Here is a 22,599-nt window from a genome sequence, read left to right on the forward strand (position 1 = left end):
CGGCGAATCGATCGGCAGACGGCGCTCGCGCAAGCGCTGCGCCCCCGCGAGGGACTGCCGGTGAACCCATCGGACGAGGAGCGCTCATGAGCATCGTCATTGAACGGCGTCCGCTGTCGCAGCGGCTGGCCCCGGTGTTCAGCGGTTTCGACATCCCACTGCTGTTGGGTCTCGCGCTTCTGGGCGGTCTCGGTCTGCTGACCATGTACTCCGCCGGTTTCGACCACGGTACCCGCTTCGTCGACCACGGCCGCAACATGCTGCTGGCGTTGATGCTGCTGTTCCTGGTCGCTCAGGTGCCGCCGCAGCGGCTGATGCGCATTGCCGTGCCGCTGTACACCGTGGGCGTCGCGTTGCTGGTGGCCACGGCATTGTTCGGCATCACCAAGAAGGGCGCGACGCGCTGGCTGAATGTCGGGCTGGTCATCCAGCCCAGCGAGTTGATGAAGCTCGCCATGCCGCTGATGCTGGCCTGGTGGTTCCAGAAACGAGAAGGGCAGTTGCGCACCCTCGACTTCGCCGTGGCCGGCGCGCTGCTGCTGCTGCCCGTGGGCCTGGTGGTCAAACAGCCGGACCTGGGCACGGCCATCCTCATCCTCTCGGGCGGCTTGTACGTCATCTACTTCGCCGGGCTGTCCTGGAAGCTCATCCTGCCCGTGCTGCTGGCCGGTGCGTTGGGCATCGGCGCGCTCGTCTTCTCGGCCGACCAGATTTGCCAGGACGACGTCAAGTGGCCGCTCTTGCGCGAGTACCAGAAGCACCGGGTGTGCACGCTGCTCGACCCGACGACCGACCCGCTGGGCAAGGGCTTTCACATCATCCAGGGCATGATCGCCATCGGCTCGGGCGGCCCCACGGGCAAGGGATTCATGAAGGGCACGCAGACGCACCTGGAGTTCATCCCCGAGCGAACCACCGACTTCATCTTCGCCGCCTACGCCGAGGAATTCGGTCTGGTGGGCACGCTGTGCCTGATCGCCTGTTTCAGCTTCGTGCTGATACGCGGCCTGATCATCGCGGCGGAAGCTCCCACCGTGTTCACCCGGCTGCTCGGCGGCGCTTTGACGCTGAGCTTCTTTACTTATGCGATGGTGAACATGGGGATGGTCAGCGGCATCCTGCCGGTGGTCGGCATTCCGCTGCCGTTCATCAGCTACGGTGGCACCGCGATGGTGACCCTCGGGCTGGCACTGGGCATGCTGATGTCCATCGCCAAGAGCCGGCGCCTGATGCAAAGCTGACCCGGCAGGCCGCCCCCCTAACTCGTGAGCTGAATGACAAAGGTTATTCGGCATGACGAAGGTCAAGGGGGTCAAGATAGGGGGAGGCCACCCCCCTCATCAGAGGGAGAGATCTTCGACCGTCAGCTCCATAGACTGCGCAGCGGTACGGTAGGTTGTATCCAACCGTCACCGTACTAACAACTCATATGAACTGACTTTCGGAGCACACATCATGTTGAAGATTTCCACCATCGCCGCCGTTCTGCTCGCCGTGACCGGTGCCGCCCAAGCGGCGATCCCCGCGAACATCAAGTTCGACGGCTACTGCGACGGCTTCACCAACCTGACGGTCAGCGGCGGCTACGTGACCGGCCAGCGCGACTTCACGAACTGCGGCGCCTACACGCCGGACGCCGTGATGGGCCCGACGGGCAAGGTCTTGGCCGGGGCCGTTGGCAAGGGCTATTCGCTGACGGAAGCCAGCGCCACCCAGTTCGGCACCACCTACGGCTGGGTCGTCAACAACAACGGCACCTGGGCCGTGTACGGCGTGGAATCGGGCGCGCTGATCAACAGCGGCACCTGGTCGGCCGGCTACCCCCTGAACAACGCCCAGGCTGGCGGCAAGGTCTCCACCTCCAAGTGATCGTGGGTCAGCGCTGATCCGGGTCGGCGCTGGCGGGCACTGAACGCCCACCTGCCTGTACCGGAAAGCGCACCGTGAACACCGTCCCCGGCCCCATCGCCGGGGACGCCGGCACCCCCGCCGACGTCGAGACCGCCGACCGTGCCTGGTCGATCGACACCGTCGCCAAGTGCTTCTCTGCGATTTCGCGCACGATGGCCAACCCCAGGCCACTGCCATCCACGTTGGTTCCGAGGGCCCGATAGAACGGCTGGAACACCAACTCTCGTTCGGACTCGGCAATGCCCGGGCCGTTGTCTTCGACCTGCAGCACGACCACCTGGCCGAAGGGATCGGGCGTCACTCGAACCGTGACCGTGCCACCTTCTGGCGTGTACTGCAGCGCGTTGTCGACCAGATTGCGGATCATCTCCCGCACCAGGATCGGCTGCCCCCGCAGCCGCGGCACCGATTCGCTGAGCGCCTCGGGGCCCTCGTAGCCCAGGTCGATCCGCTTGTCCATCGCCCTGGGCACAAAGTCTTTCACCGTGTCGGTGGCCAGGCGGACCAGGTTGAACTCCTGCGCCTTTCGCGCCGACTCGCGGTCTTCCGCCCGCGCCATCGCGAGCAACTGGTTCACCATGTGCGCCGCCCGCTGGCTCGAACGGGCGATCTGCTGCAGCGACCGCTTGATCGACTGGGCATCGCCGGTGCCGCTGTCGATCTCGCGCTGCGCCAGTTCGGCCTGGGTGCGCAAGCCGGCCAGCGGCGTCTTCAGCTGATGGGCGGCATCGGCCAGAAAGTGCTTCTGGGTGGCCATGGACTGGTCCAGCCGGGTCAACAGGTCGTTGATGGCACCCACCAATGGCGCCACCTCCTCAGGCACGTCGTGCTGATCGATGGGGCTGAGGTCGTGGCTTTGCCGGCGCTGGATGCGCTGCTGCAACTGGCTGAGCGGCGCAATGCCGCGCGCCAGCGCGAACCACACCAGCAACACGGCTACCGGCAAGATCACGTACTGAGGCAGCAACACCCCCTTGATGATCTCGGTGGTGAGCCGGCTGCGCTTTTCCATCGTCTCGCCCACCTGGACAAGGCCGATGCGGGGCGACTCACTCGGCCCGGGAACAGGCCGCAGGCTGGCGACCCGCACCGTTTCGTTCTGGATCATCTCGTCGCGAAACTGCACCTCTCCAGGCGGGGGCGGAGCGGCCGGGTCGGTGTCCGGCGCCGGCAGCTCGCGATCACCGGCCAGCAACTGCCCTTGCTCGCCCAGCACCTGGAAATAGACGCGGTCGACATCGTCGCTTCTGAGCAGCGCCGCCGCGGGCTCGGGCAGGCGCAGAACCTTGCCCGGCGATGGCCCCGATTCGACGGCCACGATCTGCCGCGCGATCATCCGCGTCAACTGCGCCAGGTCGCGGTCGTAAGGCCGCGCGGCGATGTTCTGCGCGACCAACCAGGTCAACGCCGCGCTCATCGGCCACAACAGGAGCAGCGGCACGAGCATCCAGTCGAGGATCTCGCCGAACAATGACCGCTGCTCCTTCAATGGCCGCCCCTCGCGCACTGGCCGGAACAACGCGCTGGGGGCTGCGCCCAGCGAAGCCAGATGCGCGCAGGCCCCGCGAAGGCCCGCGGCGCTTCAAGTGGCTGGACGCGGTCAGTTCTGGATTTTTTCAAGGCAGTAGCCGAGGCCACGCACGGTCGCGATGCGGATGGGGCCTTGTTCGATCTTCTTGCGCAGGCGGTGGATGTAGACCTCGATCGCGTTGTTGCTGACCTCTTCGCCCCACTCGCACAGGCGCGCAACGAGCTGGTCTTTGCTGACGAGGCGCCCAGCCCGCTGCAGCAGCACTTCGAGCAGGCTGATCTCGCGCGCGGACAGTTCCACCATCTGGTCGTTGATGTAGGCCACCCGACCCGTGGCGTCGAAGGTGAGGGGCCCGTGCTTGATCACGCTAGATGCGGTGCCCAGGCCGCGCCGGGTCAACGCCCGCACGCGCGCTTCCAGCTCTTGCAGCGAAAACGGTTTGGCCATGTAGTCGTCGGCCCCCAGATCGAGGCCCTTGACGCGCTGCTCCACCGAATCGGCAGCCGTGAGGATCAGCACCGGCACGCTCGCGCCGCGGGCGCGCAGCTTGCGCAGCACCTCCAGCCCATGCAGCCGTGGCAGGCCCAGGTCGAGAATCACCAGGTCGAACTCGTGGGAGGCGAGCGCCGCGTCGGCCTCGCTGCCGGTGGCCACGTGGTCCACCGCGTAGCCGGCTCCGCGCAGCGAGCGCAGCAGTCCATCGGCCAGAACCTGGTCATCTTCCGCAATCAGGATGCGCATCGCCCTTGTCTCCTTGGCAGGCGGCTCTTCGACATCACCCTCTCGCGGCCACCGATACCGCTGATTCTAGGGAGCGGCCCTGTCCCCAGCTTGACGTTCGCCAGGGCCGGAAAATCCACTGTACAGATATCCAGCTTCTGACATAATCGTGCCCATTCCCAGATCAAACCCCGATCTTCGACCGAGGAGGTCAGCTCGAATGGATGCACCCGTGAAAAACCTGAACACCGAGAAGTCCAAGGCCCTGCAGGCCGCGCTGGCCCAGATTGAAAAGCAGTTCGGCAAGGGCTCGATCATGCGCCTGGGTGAAGGCGAAGTGATCGAGGACATCGAGGTCGTCTCCACCGGCTCGCTGGGGCTCGACATCGCCTTGGGCGTGGGTGGCCTGCCGCGCGGCCGCGTGGTCGAGATCTACGGCCCGGAATCGTCGGGCAAGACCACGCTGACGCTGCAGGTGGTGGCCGAGATGCAGAAGCTGGGCGGCGTGGCGGCCTTCATTGACGCCGAGCACGCACTCGACATCCAGTACGCCCAGAAGCTGGGCGTCAACCTGCAAGAGCTGCTGATCAGCCAGCCGGATACCGGGGAGCAGGCGCTTGAAATCGTCGACTCGCTGGTGCGCTCGGGCGCTGTCGACCTGGTGATCGTCGACTCGGTCGCCGCGCTGACGCCCAAGGCGGAGCTTGAAGGTGAGATGGGTGACAGCCTGCCCGGCCTGCAGGCCCGGTTGATGAGCCAGGCCCTGCGCAAGCTGACTGCGACGATCAAGAAGTCGAACTGCATGGTCATCTTCATCAACCAGATCCGGATGAAGATCGGTGTGATGTTCGGAAGCCCCGAAACCACCACCGGCGGCAATGCGCTGAAGTTCTATTCGTCTGTCCGCCTGGACATCCGCCGCATCGGCTCGATCAAGAAGGGCGAAGAGATCATCGGCAACGAGACCCGCGTCAAGGTCGTCAAGAACAAGGTCTCCCCGCCGTTCAAGGAAGCCGAATTCGACATCCTCTACGGTGAAGGCATCAGCCGCGAGGGCGAGATCATCGATTTGGGCGTGCAGGCCAAGATCGTCGAAAAGTCAGGCTCGTGGTATGCCTACAACGGCGAGAAGATCGGCCAAGGCAAAGACAACTCGCGCGAGTTCCTGCGCGAGAACCCCGAACTGGCCCGCGAAATCGAGAACAAGGTGCGTGAGGCGATGGGGGTGCCGCTGCTCGGTGGCACCGAGGCCGCCGAGTAAGCCGACCGTTTGCGTTGACGAGCGCCCGCCCGTGAGCGGGCGCTTGGCCGTGTGCGCGAAGAGCATGCCGTGAAACGCCCCCCTCTCAGCCTGAAGGCACAGGCCCTGTCGCTGTTGGCACGACGGGAGCACAGCCGGGCCGAACTGCGCACCAAGCTGATGGCACACGCACGCCAGCGCGCACGCTCGCAGGCCCAGGCGGCGGCCAAGGATCGGGCGCTCGGGCCGCGCGATCCGTGGGACCGAAGCGACGAAGAGCCCGTGGAGACGCCGCCTGAGTTTGACGCTGAACGGGCGGCCGAAGACATCGAGCGCGTGCTGGACGACCTGGAAGCCGCTCGGCATCTGAGTGACGCCCGCTTCGCCGAAAGCCGTGTTCACGCCCGCGCCCGACGCCAAGGCATCGCTCGAATCGAGCAGGAGCTCTCCCGTCACGGCGTCGAGCTGGACGCGGACACGGCCCGTCAGCTCAGAGACACCGAGCTGGAGCGCGCGCGGGAGATCTGGCGACGCAAATACGGCGGCCAAGCACCGGCCGATGCCGCCGAGCGGGCGCGGCAAATGCGCTTCCTCGCCGGACGCGGCTTCTCAGGCGACGTCGTTCGGCGCGTGGTCGGCCAGCGCGAGGACGATTAGGCACCCTGGCAGGGTGCGTCGGTGCGCCCGTATGTTGCGCCGCAGCACGCGTGCTACAGTGAAAAGCTGCCTGCCGACGTCTCACCCAGGATCATCCGGCGCGCAATTCGCTGTTTCCCCCAATGCCGCTTCCGCCCGCCGACCCCCAACGCCAGCTCAAGCACCAGCGTTCGATCCAGGTCCAGGCCTATGCACGGGCGGACGGGCTGTGGGAGGTGGACGCCTTCGTGCGAGACAGCAAGACACGCCCGACGGGCGCTCCCGGGCGGGAACGACCCGCCGGCGAACCCATCCACGACCTGCACCTGCGCATCGTGGTCGACGCCCAGTTCAACATCCTCGCGTCCGGCGCTGAATCGCTGGCCATGCCGTACCCCGGCGATTGCGACCAGCACGGCGACCGCTACGCAGCGCTGGCCGGCCTGAACCTGCTGCGCGGTTTCAAGCGGGCTGTGCGCGAGCGACTGGGTGGCGTGCAGGGCTGTACCCATCTGACCGAGCTGGCGGACGTGCTGCCAACCGCCGTCGTCCAGGCCTTCGCGGGCGACGTGCTGAAGGTGACCCCCGACAGCGAAACCCAACCCTTCCAGCTCGACCGCTGCCACGCGTTGGCGGCCGACGGTGAAGCCGTGCGTCTTTACTACCCCCGTTGGTACCGTCAGCTCGGTGTCGACAAACTGACGCAAAATCCGACGCCGGCATCCGGACCGGCCAACGCCGGGCACTGAGGGCCTGCCGGCCCCCAAGCCTCCGGCTTTCGTCCTGAACTCACGAAACCAGCCCCATGAAGATCCACGAATACCAAGGCAAGGAACTCCTGCGCCAGTTCGACGTGCCGGTGCCGCGCGGCTACCCGGCGTTCACCGTGCAGGAGGCCACCGAGGCCGCGCAGAAGCTGGGCGGCAACGTCTGGGTCGTCAAAGCGCAAATCCATGCCGGGGGCCGTGGCAAGGGCGGCGGCGTCAAACTGGCCAAGTCGATGGACGACGTGAAGGCCCTGGCCGGTCAGATCCTGGGCATGCAGCTCAAGACCCACCAGACCGGCCCCGAAGGCCAGAAGGTGCGCCGCCTCTACATCGAAGAGGGCGCGGACATCCAGAAGGAGTTCTACGTCTCGCTGGTCACTGACCGTGCGTCGCAAAAGGTCGCCCTGATCTGCTCGAGCGAAGGCGGCATGGACATCGAAGAGGTGGCCCATTCGACGCCCGAGAAGATCATCACCGAGTTGGTCGACCCGCTGGTCGGCCTGACCGACGAGCAGGTCAAGAAGATCGCGGCGGCCGTTGGCATGACGGGTCACACGGTCGATCAGGCCATCACACTCTTCAAGAACCTGTACCGCTGCTACATGGAGACGGATGCCTCGCTGGTCGAGATCAATCCGCTCAACCGTGACAGCAAGGGCAACCTGATCGCTCTCGACGCCAAGTTCAACTTCGACGCCAACGCACTGTTCCGCCACCCCGAGATCGTGGCCTACCGCGACCTCGACGAAGAAGACCCCGCCGAGATCGAAGCCAGCAAGTTCGACCTGGCCTACATCAGCCTGGACGGCAACATCGGCTGCCTGGTCAACGGCGCCGGCCTGGCGATGGCCACCATGGACACCATCAAGCTGTTTGGCGGCGAGCCCGCCAACTTCCTGGACGTGGGCGGCGGCGCCACCGCCGAGAAGGTGACCGAAGCCTTCAAGATCATGCTGAAGAACCCGGACGTCAAGGGCATCCTGGTCAACATCTTCGGCGGCATCATGAAGTGCGACACCATCGCCGATGGGGTCATCGCGGCCTGCAAGGCGGTGAACCTGAGCGTGCCGCTGGTGGTGCGCATGAAAGGCACCAACGAAGACCTGGGCAAGAAGATGCTGGCCGACTCCGGCCTGCCGATCATCAGCGCCGACACGATGGCCGAAGCCGCGACGAAGATCGTCGCCGCCGTGAAGTAAGCCCAGGAGCACAAGACATGTCGATCTACATCAACAAAGACACCAAGGTCATCACCCAGGGCATCACGGGCAAGACCGGTCAGTTCCACACGCTCGGCTGCCAGGCCTACGCCAACGGCAAGAACGCCTTCGTCGCCGGCGTGAACCCGAAGAAGGCGGGCGAGAAGTTCAGCGAGATCCCCATCTACGCCACCGTCAAGGAAGCCGCCTCGCAGACCGGCGCCACCGTGTCCGTCATCTACGTGCCGCCCGCGGGCGCCGCGGCGGCCATCTGGGAAGCCGTCGAGGCCGACCTGGACCTGGCGATCTGCATCACCGAAGGCATCCCGGTTCGGGACATGCTGGAAGTGCGCAACAAGATGAAGGCCAAGGAAGCGGCGGGCGGCAAGAAGACGCTGCTGCTGGGCCCGAACTGCCCCGGCTTGATCACGCCGGAAGAGATCAAGATCGGCATCATGCCGGGCCACATCCACCGCAAGGGCCGCATCGGCGTGGTCTCGCGCTCGGGCACGCTCACCTATGAAGCGGTGGCGCAGCTCACCGAGATCGGCCTGGGCCAGTCGAGCGCGGTCGGCATCGGCGGCGACCCGATCAACGGGCTGAAGCACATCGATGTGATGAAGGCCTTCAACGACGACCCCGACACCGACGCGGTCATCATGATCGGCGAGATCGGCGGCCCGGATGAGGCCGAAGCGGCCCGCTGGTGCAAGGCCAACATGAAGAAGCCCATCGTCGGCTTCATCGCGGGCGTCACCGCCCCCCCGGGCAAGCGCATGGGCCACGCCGGTGCGCTGATCAGCGGCGGCGCCGACACGGCCGACGCCAAGCTGGCCATCATGGAAGAGTGCGGCTTCACGATCACGCGCAACCCCTCGGAGATGGGCAAGCTGCTCAAGGGCCTGCTCTGAGCTGCCCACCCGTCGCGTTCGTAGTTGTACGAACGCGACGGGCAACGCGCGCACCTACACTTCAGCGCGCACGACGAAGAGGGCCTGCGCGCCCTCTTTTTTGCATCTCATTCCCATCTTCCATTCGCGCGTTCCCCACGCGCTTTGTCGCCGCCGCCACGATGGACTTCACCTCCGCCGCCTTCTGGGCCGCCCTCGGCTCGATCATCTGGGTCAACATCCTTCTGTCGGGCGACAACGCCGTGGTCATCGCGCTGGCGGCCCGCGGCCTGCCGCCGCACCAGCAGAAGAAGGCCATCTTCTTCGGCAGCGCGGCCGCCATCGTCATGCGGATCGTGCTGACGCTGATCGCCGTCGAGATGCTCAAGTGGCCCTGGTTGAAGGTGGTGGGCGGTGTGCTGCTGGTCTATATCGGCGTGTCGCTGCTGCTCGAGGAAGGTGAAGAGGGCGACGACGACAACGCGGATCAGAACACCGGCCTGCTCACCGCCATCCGCACCATCTTGGTCGCGGACCTGGTGATGAGCCTGGACAACGTGCTAGCGGTGGCCGCGGCTGCCAAAGGCAACACGGTGCTGTTGGTGCTCGGCCTGGGCATCAGCATCCCGCTGATCATCTTCGGCTCGACGCTGCTTCTGAAGGTGATGGAGCGCTTCCCGATCATCATCGTGCTCGGGGCCGCGCTGCTGGGTTGGCTCGCGGGCGAAATGATCCTGACCGACCCGGCCGTCGTGGCCCGCTTCGGCGAATTGCCGCACACCACCCAATACATCGGTGCGGGGATCGGGGCGGCGCTGGTGGTGGCGCTCGGTCTGGCCCTCAAGAAACGCCAGCACGCTTCGGCGGCCTGAGGCCCCCATACGGTGCGACAACAGCGCGGTCTGTCCGCGCTGTCGCTCTTTTCAGCGGCAAGCGTTTCAGCGGCACGCCGGTCACCAGCGCTGACAATGCCGCCCCAACGCCTGTGATAAGGTGAGTTTCACCACGCACGCATTGGGGGGTCAAAGCGAATGGGTGGACATGGGACCAATTTCTGGAGCCGGGCGCTGAAACGTTCCTGGCCCTGGCAGCGCGACCACCGCCTGCCGCCACCGTCGGCCATGGCCGATGCCAGTGAGATGCCGGGCGTGACGATCGGGGGCTATCCCCTGGTCCGCACATTCGCGCATGGGGCTTTGGGCGAGTTGCATCTCGCCACCGACCCCGACACCGGCGCGCCCCTGGCCATCAAAACTGTGCGGCTGCATGGCAGCGACCTGACGCGCGAACGCTTTCTGCGCGAATCGCAAGCGGCGTCCAGGCTGCGGCACCCTGGCATCGTCCGCACCCGCGGCGCGGGCATCGAAGGGCAGGGTGATGGCGCCATCGGTTGGATCGCCATGGAGTGGGTACCGGGCAGCGACCTGAGCCGCTACACGGCCGCTACACGGCTGCTGCCCGAACCTCTGGTGATCGACCTGGTCGCTCAGGCCGCAGACGCGCTGGCCCATGCCCACCGTCAGGGCGTGGTCCATCGCGACATCAAACCGGCCAACCTGCTGTTCAGCCCGGGCCGGGGCAGCCTCAAGATAGCCGACTTCGGCTGCGCGCACTTGAGTGATGCCGAGCGCAGCCGCAGCGGTGTGCTGGCCGGCACCCCGGTGTACATGGCACCGGAGCAACTGGCCGGCGCACCGGTCGACGGCCGATGCGATCTGTACGCCCTCGGTGTGGTGCTGTTCGAGCTGCTGAGTGGCCGGCTGCCCTTCGAGGCCGCATCGATGGGTGACCTGTTGCTCTCGATCACGGCCCACGAGGCGCCATCGCTCGCGTCGCTGCGGCCCGATCTGCCGCCCGATCTGCCGAACCTGGTGGCGCGCTTGCTGGCCAAGCGGCCGGAGCGGCGTCCGCCCGACGGAGCCGCGCTCGCCCAGGAACTGCGTGACATCGGCACGACCGTTCGCATGGCCTTGGTTTCCCCCGGTGCGACGGCCCCCACGGGCACAGGCACAATGGCTCTCCCCCCGACCGCGACGCCGTCTTGAACGCGACACCGCCTGTGAGCATGCAACTCGAATTCTTCAGCGCGCTGGACACTGGCCGCGCGCGAAGCAACAACGAGGATGCGGTCAAGGTCGATGAGAATCTCGCGCTGGCCGTGCTGGCCGACGGCATGGGCGGCTACAACGCCGGCGAGGTCGCCAGTGCGATGGCCGTGCAATGCGTGTGGGAAGACATCGCCCGCTGGCTGGCCCAACCCGCCGGCACGCGTGATGAAGAAGAGATCCGCCAGGCGATGATGGCGAGCGCTCAGCACGCGAATGAAGTGGTCTACAACGCGTCTCAAAGCCGCGCTGAATATGCCGGGATGGGCACCACGCTGGTGAGCGCGCTGTTCAATGACGACCGGCTCTGGATCGGCCACATCGGTGATTCACGGGCCTACCGCCTTCGCAACGGCAAGCTCGAACAGCTGAGCCGCGATCATTCCCTGCTGCAAGAGCAGATCGACGCCGGCCTGTTGACGCCCGAGGAAGCCATCTACTCGCTGAACCGCAACTTGGTGACCCGCGCGGTGGGGGTGGAGCCGATGGTCGAGTTGGAAGTGGTCGGCCACGAATTGCGACCCGGCGATCTGGTGATGCTGTGCTCGGACGGCTTGTCCGACATGCTGCCGGACGCCGCGATATCACAGGTGATGCGCGCAAGCGACAGTCTGGAAGCCACTGCGAACGCCCTGATCGCCGCCGCCAATGCGGCCGGCGGGCGGGATAATATCTCGGTGGTCCTGGTACGCGCCAAAGGGGGAGCCGCCCACGCCGGGCGTGCATGGTGGCCGTTCCGCCGCGCCTGAGGGGGCATGGTGGTTCACATGGTGGTCGGACCTGCGGGTTCGAACTGTGACAACAAGAGGACAGGCATGGGCAAGCTGGTCGTTTCGCTAGACAACGTCGTGATCAAGGAAGTGCCGATCACGAAAGATCGCACGACACTGGGTCGTCGACCGTACAACGACATCGTGATCGACAACCTCGCCGTGAGTGGTGAGCACGCCGTCATGCTGGCGGTGGGTCACGACGTGTTCATCGAAGACCTCAACAGCACCAACGGCACGTACATCAACGGCAAGGCGATCAAGAAGCAGCTGCTGGTGCACAACGACACCGTCGAAATCGGCAAGTACCGCATCAAGTACCTGATCGACGAGGTGCCCGACTACGAAAAGACGATGGTCCTGCGCCCGGGCTTCAACCCGGCGAACCCCGTCACGATCCCGCCCCCGGTGCATTCGATGCTGCCCGCATCGATCAAGGTGCTCAACGGGGGCGCGGCGGGCCGCGAGGTGCTGCTGACCAAGGCCGTCACCACCGTCGGCAAGCCGGGTGTCCAGGTCGCGTCGATCGCCAAGCGCCCCACAGGCTATGTCCTGTCGCACGTCGAGGGCGTTTCGCACCCGACCGTGAACGGCAGCCAGATCGGCGAAGGCGTGATTTCGCTGAAGAACGGCGACATCATCGACCTGGCCGGTACCCAGATGCAGTTCATCCAGGGCTGAAGCGGTCCCTGGCGAGGGCCGACAGCCTGCTCGGCCCTCCCTGCGAACTGTGACACTGTTCACAGTCGCGAGTCCTGCATCAGGAGGGGCCGCCACGAGAGAGCCACGGCGTGTCGGCCGCATCTTGCGTTGGGCCGTTGACCCAAGCACCATGGCGCTGACGTGCCGTTGACCCGGGTACGCATCTGCGCGCCGTAGCGCCCCCTCATCCTTCGTCAGCCCGCATCTTTTGGCGCCTGCGCCTGCCGACACCGCATGAACATCCGCATCCTCGGCTGCTCGGGGTCGATCGCTCAAGGTTGCCGCACCACCAGCTTCCTGCTGGACGACGACGTGCTCATCGATGCCGGCACCGGTGTGGGCGATCTCACACTGGACGAACTGGCGCGCATCGACCATATCCTGCTGAGCCACTCGCACCTCGACCACGTGCTCGGTGTTCCACTGCTCGCGGACAGCGTCATGCGCCGCCGACACGACCGCGCACCTATCCAGGTTCACGCCTTGCCCGAAACGCTGCAGGTCTTGCGAGAGCACCTCTTCAACGACAGGCTGTGGCCCGACTTCACACGCCTGCCCAATCCCCGCCGCCCGGTGCTGGCACTGCGCGAGTTCCAACACGGCGATTCGCTTGAGTTGGGTGCCGCCCGACGCCGCGTCGATATCCTGCCCGCCGCCCATGCAGTGCCCGCATGCGGTTTCGCGGTGACAGCACCCAGCGGCCGCCAATGGGTCTACACCGGGGACACCGGCCCCAACCCCGCTCTGTGGAGTGCGCTCGCGGGCCGCGATGTGGCGCAACTGGTCATCGAGGTGGCGTTTGCAGAAAGTGAACGAGCCATCGCCGCCGACAGCCGCCACCACTGCCCATCGTCCCTCGCGGAAGAATTGAAGCGTCTGCCCGAGCTCGCGGACGTCCTGCTCACCCACATCAAGCCGGGCGAGTTGGACACCATCGTTGCGGATCTCGCCCAACGCCTGCCCGACCGCCGCCTGCAGACCCTCAGCGCCGGCCAAGTTCTGCACTTGGCCTGACAAAAAACGTCACTTGAGGCACCCATCGACAGAACTGGGCCCCGAAAACCGACCAGATCTGTCAACGGGAGTGCAAAGTTCACGCGCCAGAGGCGAATCCAAGCTGGCACGGGTTTCGCAATTAGGGGGATAAGGGCAAAGCAGCCCCCCAACCCGTTCACCCACCCGCTGTTCAAGGAGTTCCTATGAAGCGCGTTCAACAAGGTTTCACCCTCATCGAATTGATGATCGTCGTGGCGATCATCGGCATCTTGGCCGCTGTGGCGCTGCCGGCTTATCAGGACTACACCGTGCGCGCTCGCGTCACCGATGGCCTGTCGCTGGCTGATGGAGCCAAGACCGCCGTTGCAGAAAATGCCGCCAACGGCACGGAGTTCACCTCTGGATGGACGGCTCCCGGTGGCACCGACAACGTGACCAGTGTCGCCATTGGTGACGACGGCACCATTACCATCACCTACACGGCACGCGCGGGCGACGGCACGATCACTTTGGTGCCGACGTCCGACGGCGACGCCCTGGTGCAAGGTACGCCTCCCGCCGGTGGTTCAATCAACTGGAATTGCACCGGCGGCACGCTGCAAGCCAAGTATCGTCCGGCACAGTGCCGCGCGGCCAGCTGATCCGCACCTCGTGAGTAACTTGGGGCCCTTCCGGGCCCCTTGTTCTTTGTAGATCGGTAATGGGAGCGGAACCCGTGAGACCGACCTTGTCGGTACTGACCCTCGCGTGGCTATTGCCAGTCTTCGTCGTGGCTGTCCCCTGCATGGGCATCGCGGCCACAGGAGGAAGCTATCACGACTCCAGCCGACTACTACAGCTGGGCGCGTTGCTGCTCGGCACGAGCGTGATGCTGCCTTATGGGTGGATGCGACCCTTACAGCCTTCCGCGCAATGCCTCGCATGGGCGATGCTGTTGACTTTTCTAGCCTTGGCCAGCGTGATGTCCTCGGACATTCCGTCAATGGCTTGGCGGGAACTGGCTGTGATTCTGGGGATGGTGGGTGTAGTGGCAGGCACATCCAGCGCGCTCGTCGAAGGAGGCGCGGCCGCGCTGAGCCGATTCAGTCTGGCTGCGCTGGCCGGCTGCACCCTTTACTCTGCGGTTCTGTGTTTGCTGATCCTCACGCCGCTCTTTGAAGCTCACACGCTGGCGTGGCCGGACCTCACCGTTGGATATGACAACTATCGGTTCTTTAATCACGTTCAGACTGTCGCCTTGCCACTCTTAGCGCTTCAAGCACAGGATCCACGCCGGAGGCGATCGATTCGAGCTGCCGCGTGGCTTTCCATGGCGATCTACTGGTCCTTCGTTTTTTGTAGCGGCGCCCGCGGAACCGCCGTGGCCATTGCGTTGGCTATGGTGGTTTGTATCGGTGTTATAGGGTTTCGAACGGCCTGGCCCATGGTCCGCACCATGCTTTCTGGCGCGGCGGCGGGCGCTGTAGCTTACGCGGCTCTGTTCATCCTGCTTCCCGCCCGGGCTGGATTTCCAGTATCGGCTGAGCGAACCATCAGTTCACTGGCTTCGGACAACTCACGCCAGCTGCTCTGGCAACTGGCGCTGGAATATGTCACAGCGTCTCCATGGTTGGGCGTTGGACCGATGCACTACGCGCACTTTCCCAATCCCAAAGCCGCGCACCCTCACAACGTCTACCTGCAAATTGCCGCGGAGTGGGGAATACCCATGCTGTTAGCCATCGTGACCGTTGCGGGCAAGGGTTTGCGGAAGCTGCGTCAGACGATCCTGACAATAAGTGAGGATGCAAACAGGAATGAGGGTGTCGGATTGTTCATTGCCTGTGTCGCAATCCTCGCCGACGGGGCCGTCTCCGGAAACTTCGTCATGCCGGTTTCACAAATGTGGATCGCGTACTGTCTGGCCTGGGCCATCACTTGGATTCGTCTGTATGGCCCTGGTGGTCGTGAAGCGCAAACCGTCCATCGGATCCCCATGACTCGCTCCCGACTGCTTGTGGTTGGCTTGGTTCTTTCGCAAGTCTGGTTGATATCTGCCATCTGGCAAGAGGCGCTTAAGCTGGATGCCCACGTCGCGCACGTTAGCCAAACCGCGGGCGACGTCAAGACAAAACCTCGTTTCTGGTCGGCAGGCTGGTTTTGATGCCAGCACAGCCCCCTCACCGGGTGTGCAGCAGTGAATGCAGAGCGCCCAGTCCCGCACAACGGACGGATAGTGAACGACTATCGAATGCCCGGCATGTGCGGCAGGCACGCAATAGTGCGGAGCCGGTCATCAATATAAGTATGACCCCAAGGCTTACGTAAGGCGCGACAGTGCTTCCGAGTATGTCAATGCCGTTGCGTTTGACGGGGCTTTTGACCTGATGCAGGCTAACTTAGTGGCGCGACCACAAGTCCCACGCTACGCCCCGGATTGCCACCTTCCATGACTCAGCTTCCAACGGGCCGCGCACATTAGCGACTGCAACCTGAGTTGTCAGTGAGCTCAATAGCCTTTCGTTGCAGTTCAGCCCCGCTACCTTCGCAAATTCTGTTGTCGAGGTGGACACGCGACAATGATGCCCGTTCGCGAACCCCAACCAACCGCCGCCCATGCCCCCAGCCGCATCCGCGCGCTTGACTATCGGCCCCTTGCCCGCAGTCGCCGTGACGGTGGCCATCGCCGCTCCCACCCTGCTGGCCTACAACCTGTCGCCTTCCGTGACGGTGTTGAACCAACTGCTCGCAGCATTCGGTTGGGGTGCGGTGTTGCTGTGGTGGCGGGCGGAGCCGCCGCGTATCACGGAGGCTCTCGGATTACCGCTATCTGGCGGGGTGCTGGTCGTCGCCTTGGCGTGCGCCGCCGGGGTGTGGGGCATGGGGCTGCCACCTTCGATGGCGGTGTCGGCGCTGGCGTTCCTGGGTATCGCGAGTCTGCTCGTCCTGCATGGGCACGCAGCCGATTCAAGGCATTCGGCCGACGCGGGTCAAGCGTTGGCCAGCGCGTTGTTGGTGGCAGGGCTCGCCAGCGCCCTGATCGCGATGATCCAAGTCTTTGCACCTTCGCTGGCGGACGGCGAGGTCATCGCCAAGTCGGGGCTGCCAGGGCGGGCCGTCGGCAACCTGAGGCAGCCCAACCACTTGAGCAGTTTGCTGCTGTGGGGCCTGATCGGTTGGGTGCCGGCAGCGCAGCGGGGCCGATTCTTTGGCTGGCGCTTGGATCGGCCGGTGGCCATGGCGATGGCAGGCCTGCTGTTGTGGGCCGTGGTGCTCACCGCTTCACGGACCGGCCTGGTGGGCGTGGTGCTGTTGGCGCTGTGGGGGCTCGTGGATCGGCGACTTGCGGGGTGGGTTCGCGGTACGTTGCTGGCGGCGCCGGTGGCCTATCTCCTGGTCGGGCTGGCCATGAGTGGCTGGGCCCACACCACCGGCCAAACCTTTGGTGGCGAGGCTCGGCTGGCCGAAGGCGACGTGTCGGCTTCGAGGTTTGGCATCTGGGCCAACACGCTCACGTTGATACGGCAGCAGCCTTGGACTGGTGTGGGTTTCGGCGAATTCAACTTCGCCTGGACACTGACGCCATTCCCCGGCCGGCCGGTGGCCTTCTTCGACCACACGCACAACCTGCCTTTGCAGCTCTGGGTCGAGCTGGGCATTCCCTTCGGCACGCTCGTGCTGGCGCTGCTGCTCTGGGCCTTGGCGCAGGCGGGCTTGCGGTCGTGGAGGGTGGTCGGCGACGAGGGCGCCGCTTCCCGAGCGGCCTTTATGATGGTGTTGATGATTGGCGTGCACAGCCTGTTCGAATACCCGCTGTGGTACGCGTACTTTCTGCTGCCCACCGCCTGGGCCTGGGGCTATGCGTTGAGGGCCGAAGAGGCCGACAGGGCCTCATTGTCTCGCCGCCGACGCGGCACACTCCCGGTGCATTCGTCACGGCTGGGGCCCCATCACCTGTTGCGTGTCGCCGGAGCGCTGATGATCGTCGGCAGTCTCTATGCGCTGTACGACTACTGGAAGGTGGTCGTGATCTACGCACCCAGTGCCGATGCCGGGCCGCTGCCAGAACGCATTGAGCATGGTCAGACCAGTGTGTTCTATGCGCACCATGCGGACTACGCCGCCGCCACGACCGCCGAGCCCCCCTCGGCGGCGATGGGAGCGTTCCACACGACCACCCATTCCCTGCTCGACACGCGGCTGATGGTGGCCTGGGCACAGGCGCTGAACGAATCCGGCCATCGTGAGAAGGCCAGCTACCTCGCGGCGCGGCTGCGCGAGTTCCGCAACCCGGCAGCCGCCGAGTTCTTCGAAGACTGCAACGACCCGGCCAAGATGGCAGGCTTGCCGCCACCGTTCCAGTGTGTCGATCCGCCTGAGGGGCTGACCTGGCGCCATTTCCGGGTGGATGTTCCTTAGCTCGCCCTCGCGAACCGATGGAGTGAGCGGGCTCGCAGTTGGCAGGCGCACAATCGATGGCTCGGCTCACCCGCCAGACATGTCCATGTCGGCCCGCCCTGATCGCCATGGTGATCAGGCGCGTCGGCCTCGATGCCCTGAGAGGTTCACACCATGAACGCCCCTGAAAAGCTCCCCCCTTTGGATTCGGCCGAACTGGGCCGCTTTGTCGACGCCGCCTGGCGCGAGCGGATCGTGCCGCAGCTCACCGAGTACATCGCGGTGCCGGCCAAGAGCCCGCTGTTCGACCCCGATTGGCAGGCCCGCGGCCTGATCGACAAGGTGGTGCGCGACGCGGCCGCTTGGGTCGAGAGCCGCAAGGTGCCGGGGCTGACGCTGGAGGTCATTCGTGCCGAGGGTCGCACGCCGGTGATCTTCTTCGAGCTGCCGGCCACGAAGGCGGGCAGCACGCAGACGGTGTTGATGTACGGCCACCTGGACAAGCAGCCAGAGTTCAGCGGCTGGCGCTCTGATCTGGGCCCGTGGACGCCGAAGATCGACGACGGCAAGCTCTACGGGCGCGGCGGGGCGGACGACGGCTACGCCATCTATGCCGCGGTCAGCGCGATCGAAGCCTTGAAGGCCCAGAACGTGCCCCATCCGCGCATCGTCGGCCTGATCGAGAGTTGCGAGGAATCGGGCTCATTCGACCTGCCGTTCTACCTCGACAAGCTGCAAGGCCGCCTCGGGGACGTGAGTCTCGTCGTCTGCCTCGACTCGGGCGCCGGCAACTACGACCAGCTGTGGCTGACGACCAGCCTGCGCGGCAACATCACCGGCACCTTGAAGGTCGAGATCCTCACCGAAGGGATCCACTCGGGCGACGCCAGTGGCCTGGTGCCCTCCAGCTTCCGCATCCTGCGACAGGTGCTCGATCGGCTGGAAGACTCTTCCACCGGCAACCTGCTGCCGTCGGTGTTCCACTGCGAGATCCCTGCCGACCGGGTGGTGCAGGCTCGGGCCACCGCCGACATCCTGGGTGACGAAGTGTGGAAGCGCTATCCCTGGGCGTGCGGCGCCGATGGTGGCGCGGCGCTGCCGACCACCACCGACCCCGTCGAGGCCTTGCTCAACCGCACTTGGCGGCCGACCTTGTCGGTCACGGGTGTCGATGGATTGCCGCCGTTGTCCAACGCCGGCAACGTGCTGCGGCCCTTCACGGCCTTCAAGCTCAGCCTGCGTCTGCCACCGCTGGTGCCAGGGCACGAAGCCGCGGTGGCGTTGAAGTCGCTGCTGGAGGACAACGCGCCCTACAACGCCAAGGTCACCTTCCAGCCAGACGGCCGAGTCGGCGACTGGGGCGCCACCGGTTGGAATGCACCCAGCACCACGCCTTGGTTGGAGACGGCCCTGAATGCGGCCTCACGCACCCACTTTGGCGAACCTCTGGGCTACATCGGGCAGGGTGGAACCATCCCGCTGATGAACCTGCTGCAGCAAGGCTTCCCGAAGGCTCAGATGATGGTGTGCGGCGTCTTGGGCCCGAAGAGCAACGCCCACGGTCCCAACGAGTTTCTGCACCTCGCCTACGGTCAGCGGCTGACGGCCGCGGTCGCCGAGGTCATCGCCGCCCATCCGTGACGGACGTCGCACCCTGGCCCGGCTCGTTCGATGGAGCTGCCGCGCAGTCAACCTTTTATGGGTGGCAGCAGCGACCGTCCTCACTACAGTGGCGAGGCGATTTGTAGAGGGGTTGGGGAATGCGAAAGGGCGGGGAATTTCCCCGCCCTTTTTGCTTTGGCGCGGCCGGCATCGCGCCGACCGCCACCGAGGAGCGCCGACGAATCAGCGCTGAGCCAGCGCCGTCGGGGCCGGCTGGCGCACATTCGCCGGCACGCGCAGATCCGTCTCCGTGTCGAACGGGTTCATCTGGCCATTGGCGCGAGCCGCCAGCACCTCGGCGCGCACTTCCTCGCGGGTCAAGCCGCCGGCAGACGCCGACTGGGACTTCTGCTTCGAGAACAGCGCCATCAGCGCCGGCGCCGTGTTGGTGTTCTGGGCGAAGTACCAGGCATGCGGGTTGAATTCGGAGATGCCCTGGGCGTCGCGCTTGGCGATGTACTCGGCTTGGACCTGCTCGCGGGTCAGGCCGTTCGCCGACGCGGCGGCGGGCATGCGCAGGTCGGTTTCGGTGTCGAACACATTGCGCGAGGCCGACTGGGCGAACGCGCCGCCGGCAAGCGACAGGGCGATGGCAGCAACAGCGATCTGGGCGGGCTTGGCAAACATGGTGGTGTCCTTTCAGAGTCTTGGTGAGACAGGGCTCGATGCTGCGCGGGCGCTCTTGGCGCGTCCTTTCAGCAGGGTATCGGCGTGTATCGTTTTTTTGTGCGGTGCAGCAGGGCGGCGTGGGGTACGTCGGCCGCCCCGCGAAACATCACTTGCTGGCAGCCTTGGCCAGGCGGGTTTGCTCTTGGCGGGCCACCGGCTTGACGTAGGCCACGGTCTCGGTGTCGAACACGTTGAGTTCGCCGCTGGCACGGGCGGCCAGGAATTCGGCGCGCACTTGTTCGCGGGTCAGCTTGGTCTCGGCGGCCGGGGCGCGCAGATCGGTTTCGGTGTCGAACACGTTGCGTTGCGGCTCAGCGGCGAAGGCGCTGCCGGCGGCGACGAAGGCGAGGGCAGCGATGGCGAGTTGGGCTTGCTTGGCGAACATGGTGGTCATCCTTTGAGTGAAACGTTAAAAACTTGTCCGGGCATGGCGGTGAGCACCTACTGTCGTGCTCCGTCTTGTCCAGCCTCGGTGAGTCGTTATACGGTTGCGGCTCATCGATGGATGCAACTGTAGAGATTGCTGCCCAGGCAATAAATCGCCTTCACGTCTATTGCGTATTGACGAATCGCGAACAATAAAGGCGCGGGTTTGCCCTGATGCTGTGCTAGGCGATCAGGGTTTCCCCGAGTGAGGCGAGGGGGGCGGGTCACCCTGACAGGGCGACGGACGGGTCCGCGGGCAGATCAGGTGGATCGACCCCAGTACGACGGGTCGCCGTAGCTGTGCTTGAGGAAATCGATCCACAGGCGAACCCGCAGGGGCAGATGGCGAGCGCTCGGAAAAACGGCGTAGATGCCGTTGGGTGGAGCGGCGAAGTCGTCCAGCACGCTCACCAGCCGCCCGGCGGAAATGTCGGCCTGCACCTCCCAGGTGGAGCGCCAGGCGACGCCCAAGCCTTCGCGACACCACTCGTGCAGCACCTGGCCGTCGCTGCAATCGAGCCGGCCGGTGGGCCGCAAATGCGTCACCGCGCCGTCGATCAGGAACGCCCAGCCTCGGGTTTGGCTGGCCTCGGAGCTCAAGGTGAGGCAATGGTGACGCGACAGCTCGCTCGGGTGGCGCGGCACGCCCGCGCGTTGCAGGTAGGCGGGCGCCGCCACGCACAGGCGCCGGTTGTCGGCCAACCGCACACTCACCAGGCTGGAATCGGGGAGGTCACCCACCCGCACCGCACAGTCGTAGCTCTCGTTGACCAGGTCCACCACTCGGTCGGACAGGTTCAACGAGAGGCTGACCTCGGGGTGGCGCGCCAGGAACGCCGGCACCAGGGGGGCGAGATGCCGGCGTCCGAACCCCGCCGGCCCGGTCACCCGCAAGTGACCACTGGCTTTCACACCACCTGCCGACACGCTGGCCTCGGCGGCGTTGAACTCCTGGATCAGCCGCTGGCAGTTTTCCAAGAAGGCACTGCCCTCGTGGGTCAGGCTGATGCGGCGGGTCGTGCGCTGCAGCAGCTTGACGCCCAGGCGCTCTTCGAGCGCGTCCATGCGTCGACCGATCACCGCCGGGGCCACCCCTTCAGCATGGGCCGCCGCGGTCAGGCTACCGCGCGCGGCCACCGCGACAAAGGTTTCGATCTGCTTGAGCCGGTCCATGACACCCGTGATCCTACGAGCTGCCGAACTCGCTTTTGCGTTTTAGTCATGAATGCATCGCCATTTGCGTCGGCAATGCACCCTGAGGTATCGAATAAATTGTTCATCCATGGACAAAGCCGTGCCCACGCCCCGCGCCGTGCTGTTCGATGCCTACGGAACGCTGTTCGACGTTTACAGCGTGGCGCTGGCCGCCGAACAGCTGTTTCCGGGCGCCGGCGAGCGTCTGGCCCAACGGTGGCGCGACAAGCAGATCGACTACACCCGGCTGTGCTCGATGAGCGGCCGCTACCAGCCGTTCTGGGAGCTGACCCGCTCGGCCCTGCAGTTCAGTGCCGAGCAACTCCGCCTGACGCTGAGCGCGGAAGCCGAACAACGGTTGCTCAACGAGTACCGCCACCTCTCGGCATTTCCCGAAAACCACGCGGTGCTGGACGAGCTGAAGCGGCGCGGCGTCCGCACCGGCATCCTCTCCAATGGCGACCCCGAGATGCTGGCGTTGGCGGTCAAGAGCGCGGGCCTCAGCGACCGGCTGGACCTGGTGCTCAGCGTGCACGCCACCCAACGGTTCAAGACAGACCCGGCCGCCTACGCCGTCGGAACGGCGGCCTTGAACCTGCCGGCCAAGGACGTCCTGTTCGTCTCCAGCAATGGCTGGGACGCGATAGGCGCCACTTGGTTCGGCTTCACGACGCTGTGGGTCAACCGGGCCGGCGGCCCGCTCGAACGCCTTGGCGTCGAGCCGACCCGCACCGGCCGCAGCCTGCACGACGTGCTCGAATTTTTCCCCTCCTGAACCACCTTGCTGATCCACGACTCCACGAG

The 22,599-nt window shown here is 65.4% G+C and carries 22 protein-coding genes; 17 read left to right on the plus strand and 5 right to left on the minus strand.

The genetic code is table 11. From position 1 onward, the window contains the following. Positions 1-86 precede the first annotated feature (86 nt). A complete protein-coding gene (rodA, locus tag AACH06_RS08950; RefSeq protein ID WP_341425307.1) occupies positions 87-1,241 on the plus strand; it encodes a rod shape-determining protein RodA in 1,155 nt (384 codons plus the stop codon). Positions 1,242-1,455: 214 nt separating this feature from the next. Next, positions 1,456-1,869 carry a hypothetical protein gene (locus AACH06_RS08955; protein WP_341425308.1) on the plus strand — a complete coding sequence of 138 codons (414 nt, stop codon included), beginning with the start codon at positions 1,456-1,458 and terminating at the stop codon, positions 1,867-1,869. Positions 1,870-1,876: 7 nt separating this feature from the next. Here the strand turns inward: AACH06_RS08955 and AACH06_RS08960 are convergent, their stop codons facing one another. Next, a complete protein-coding gene (locus tag AACH06_RS08960; protein WP_341425537.1) occupies positions 1,877-3,358 on the minus strand; it encodes a sensor histidine kinase in 1,482 nt (493 codons plus the stop codon). Between the two features lie 153 nt (positions 3,359-3,511). Beyond that, on the minus strand, positions 3,512-4,183 hold the full coding sequence (locus tag AACH06_RS08965) for a response regulator (RefSeq protein ID WP_341425309.1): 672 nt from the start codon (positions 4,181-4,183) through the stop codon (positions 3,512-3,514). 199 nt (positions 4,184-4,382) lie between these two features. On the opposite strand from AACH06_RS08965, the gene recA reads away from it, so the two are divergent. From recA to AACH06_RS09035, 14 genes are all read left to right on the plus strand, one after another. Beyond that, complete coding sequence (recA, locus tag AACH06_RS08970; RefSeq protein WP_341425310.1) at positions 4,383-5,423, plus strand: recombinase RecA; 1,041 nt, start codon at positions 4,383-4,385, stop codon at positions 5,421-5,423. A gap of 69 nt (positions 5,424-5,492) precedes the next feature. Then, the gene (locus AACH06_RS08975; RefSeq protein ID WP_341425311.1) at positions 5,493-6,059 is read left to right on the plus strand and encodes a regulatory protein RecX; all 567 of its coding nucleotides are present in this window, start codon (positions 5,493-5,495) and stop codon (positions 6,057-6,059) included. A 122-nt stretch (positions 6,060-6,181) separates the two neighbouring features. Then, entirely contained in the window at positions 6,182-6,787 is a 606-nt protein-coding gene (locus AACH06_RS08980; protein WP_341425312.1) for a DUF2889 domain-containing protein, read from the plus strand. Between the two features lie 56 nt (positions 6,788-6,843). Next, entirely contained in the window at positions 6,844-8,004 is a 1,161-nt protein-coding gene (gene sucC / locus AACH06_RS08985; RefSeq protein WP_341425313.1) for an ADP-forming succinate--CoA ligase subunit beta, read from the plus strand. Positions 8,005-8,021: 17 nt separating this feature from the next. Continuing rightward, positions 8,022-8,915, plus strand: a complete 894-nt coding sequence (gene sucD, locus AACH06_RS08990) for a succinate--CoA ligase subunit alpha (protein ID WP_341425314.1) — start codon at positions 8,022-8,024, stop codon at positions 8,913-8,915. A 161-nt stretch (positions 8,916-9,076) separates the two neighbouring features. Next, positions 9,077-9,766: a TerC family protein gene (locus tag AACH06_RS08995; RefSeq protein WP_341425315.1), complete on the plus strand. Its 690-nt coding sequence runs from the start codon at positions 9,077-9,079 to the stop codon at positions 9,764-9,766. Positions 9,767-10,015: 249 nt separating this feature from the next. Further along, positions 10,016-10,939 (plus strand): serine/threonine-protein kinase, encoded by a 924-nt coding sequence (locus AACH06_RS09000; protein ID WP_341425316.1) that lies wholly within the window; start codon positions 10,016-10,018, stop codon positions 10,937-10,939. Positions 10,940-10,959: 20 nt separating this feature from the next. Then, positions 10,960-11,748 (plus strand): Stp1/IreP family PP2C-type Ser/Thr phosphatase, encoded by a 789-nt coding sequence (locus AACH06_RS09005; protein WP_341425317.1) that lies wholly within the window; start codon positions 10,960-10,962, stop codon positions 11,746-11,748. Between the two features lie 66 nt (positions 11,749-11,814). After that, complete coding sequence (locus AACH06_RS09010; protein WP_341425318.1) at positions 11,815-12,450, plus strand: FHA domain-containing protein; 636 nt, start codon at positions 11,815-11,817, stop codon at positions 12,448-12,450. Positions 12,451-12,705: 255 nt separating this feature from the next. Further along, positions 12,706-13,485: an MBL fold metallo-hydrolase gene (locus AACH06_RS09015; protein ID WP_341425319.1), complete on the plus strand. Its 780-nt coding sequence runs from the start codon at positions 12,706-12,708 to the stop codon at positions 13,483-13,485. Positions 13,486-13,670: 185 nt separating this feature from the next. Then, a complete protein-coding gene (locus AACH06_RS09020; protein WP_341425320.1) occupies positions 13,671-14,108 on the plus strand; it encodes a pilin in 438 nt (145 codons plus the stop codon). Positions 14,109-14,194: 86 nt separating this feature from the next. Beyond that, positions 14,195-15,610 (plus strand): O-antigen ligase family protein, encoded by a 1,416-nt coding sequence (locus AACH06_RS09025; protein ID WP_341425321.1) that lies wholly within the window; start codon positions 14,195-14,197, stop codon positions 15,608-15,610. Positions 15,611-16,101: 491 nt separating this feature from the next. Then, on the plus strand, positions 16,102-17,865 hold the full coding sequence (locus tag AACH06_RS09030) for a Wzy polymerase domain-containing protein (protein ID WP_341425322.1): 1,764 nt from the start codon (positions 16,102-16,104) through the stop codon (positions 17,863-17,865). A 153-nt stretch (positions 17,866-18,018) separates the two neighbouring features. Further along, a complete protein-coding gene (locus tag AACH06_RS09035; protein ID WP_341425323.1) occupies positions 18,019-19,485 on the plus strand; it encodes a M20 family metallopeptidase in 1,467 nt (488 codons plus the stop codon). 204 nt (positions 19,486-19,689) lie between these two features. On the opposite strand, the gene AACH06_RS09040 is transcribed toward AACH06_RS09035, so the two are convergent. From AACH06_RS09040 to AACH06_RS09050, 3 genes are all read right to left on the minus strand, one after another. After that, a complete protein-coding gene (locus AACH06_RS09040; protein ID WP_341425324.1) occupies positions 19,690-20,133 on the minus strand; it encodes a DUF4148 domain-containing protein in 444 nt (147 codons plus the stop codon). Between the two features lie 148 nt (positions 20,134-20,281). Continuing rightward, the gene (locus AACH06_RS09045) at positions 20,282-20,560 is read right to left on the minus strand and encodes a DUF4148 domain-containing protein (protein WP_341425325.1); all 279 of its coding nucleotides are present in this window, start codon (positions 20,558-20,560) and stop codon (positions 20,282-20,284) included. Positions 20,561-20,862: 302 nt separating this feature from the next. Beyond that, positions 20,863-21,774, minus strand: a complete 912-nt coding sequence (locus AACH06_RS09050) for a LysR family transcriptional regulator (protein ID WP_341425326.1) — start codon at positions 21,772-21,774, stop codon at positions 20,863-20,865. A gap of 109 nt (positions 21,775-21,883) precedes the next feature. On the opposite strand from AACH06_RS09050, the gene AACH06_RS09055 reads away from it, so the two are divergent. Further along, a complete protein-coding gene (locus tag AACH06_RS09055; RefSeq protein ID WP_341425327.1) occupies positions 21,884-22,570 on the plus strand; it encodes a haloacid dehalogenase type II in 687 nt (228 codons plus the stop codon). The last annotated feature ends 29 nt before the right edge of the window (positions 22,571-22,599 follow it).

It is taken from the genome of Ideonella lacteola, assembly GCF_038066555.1.
Classification (GTDB): domain Bacteria; phylum Pseudomonadota; class Gammaproteobacteria; order Burkholderiales; family Burkholderiaceae_C; genus Ideonella; species Ideonella lacteola.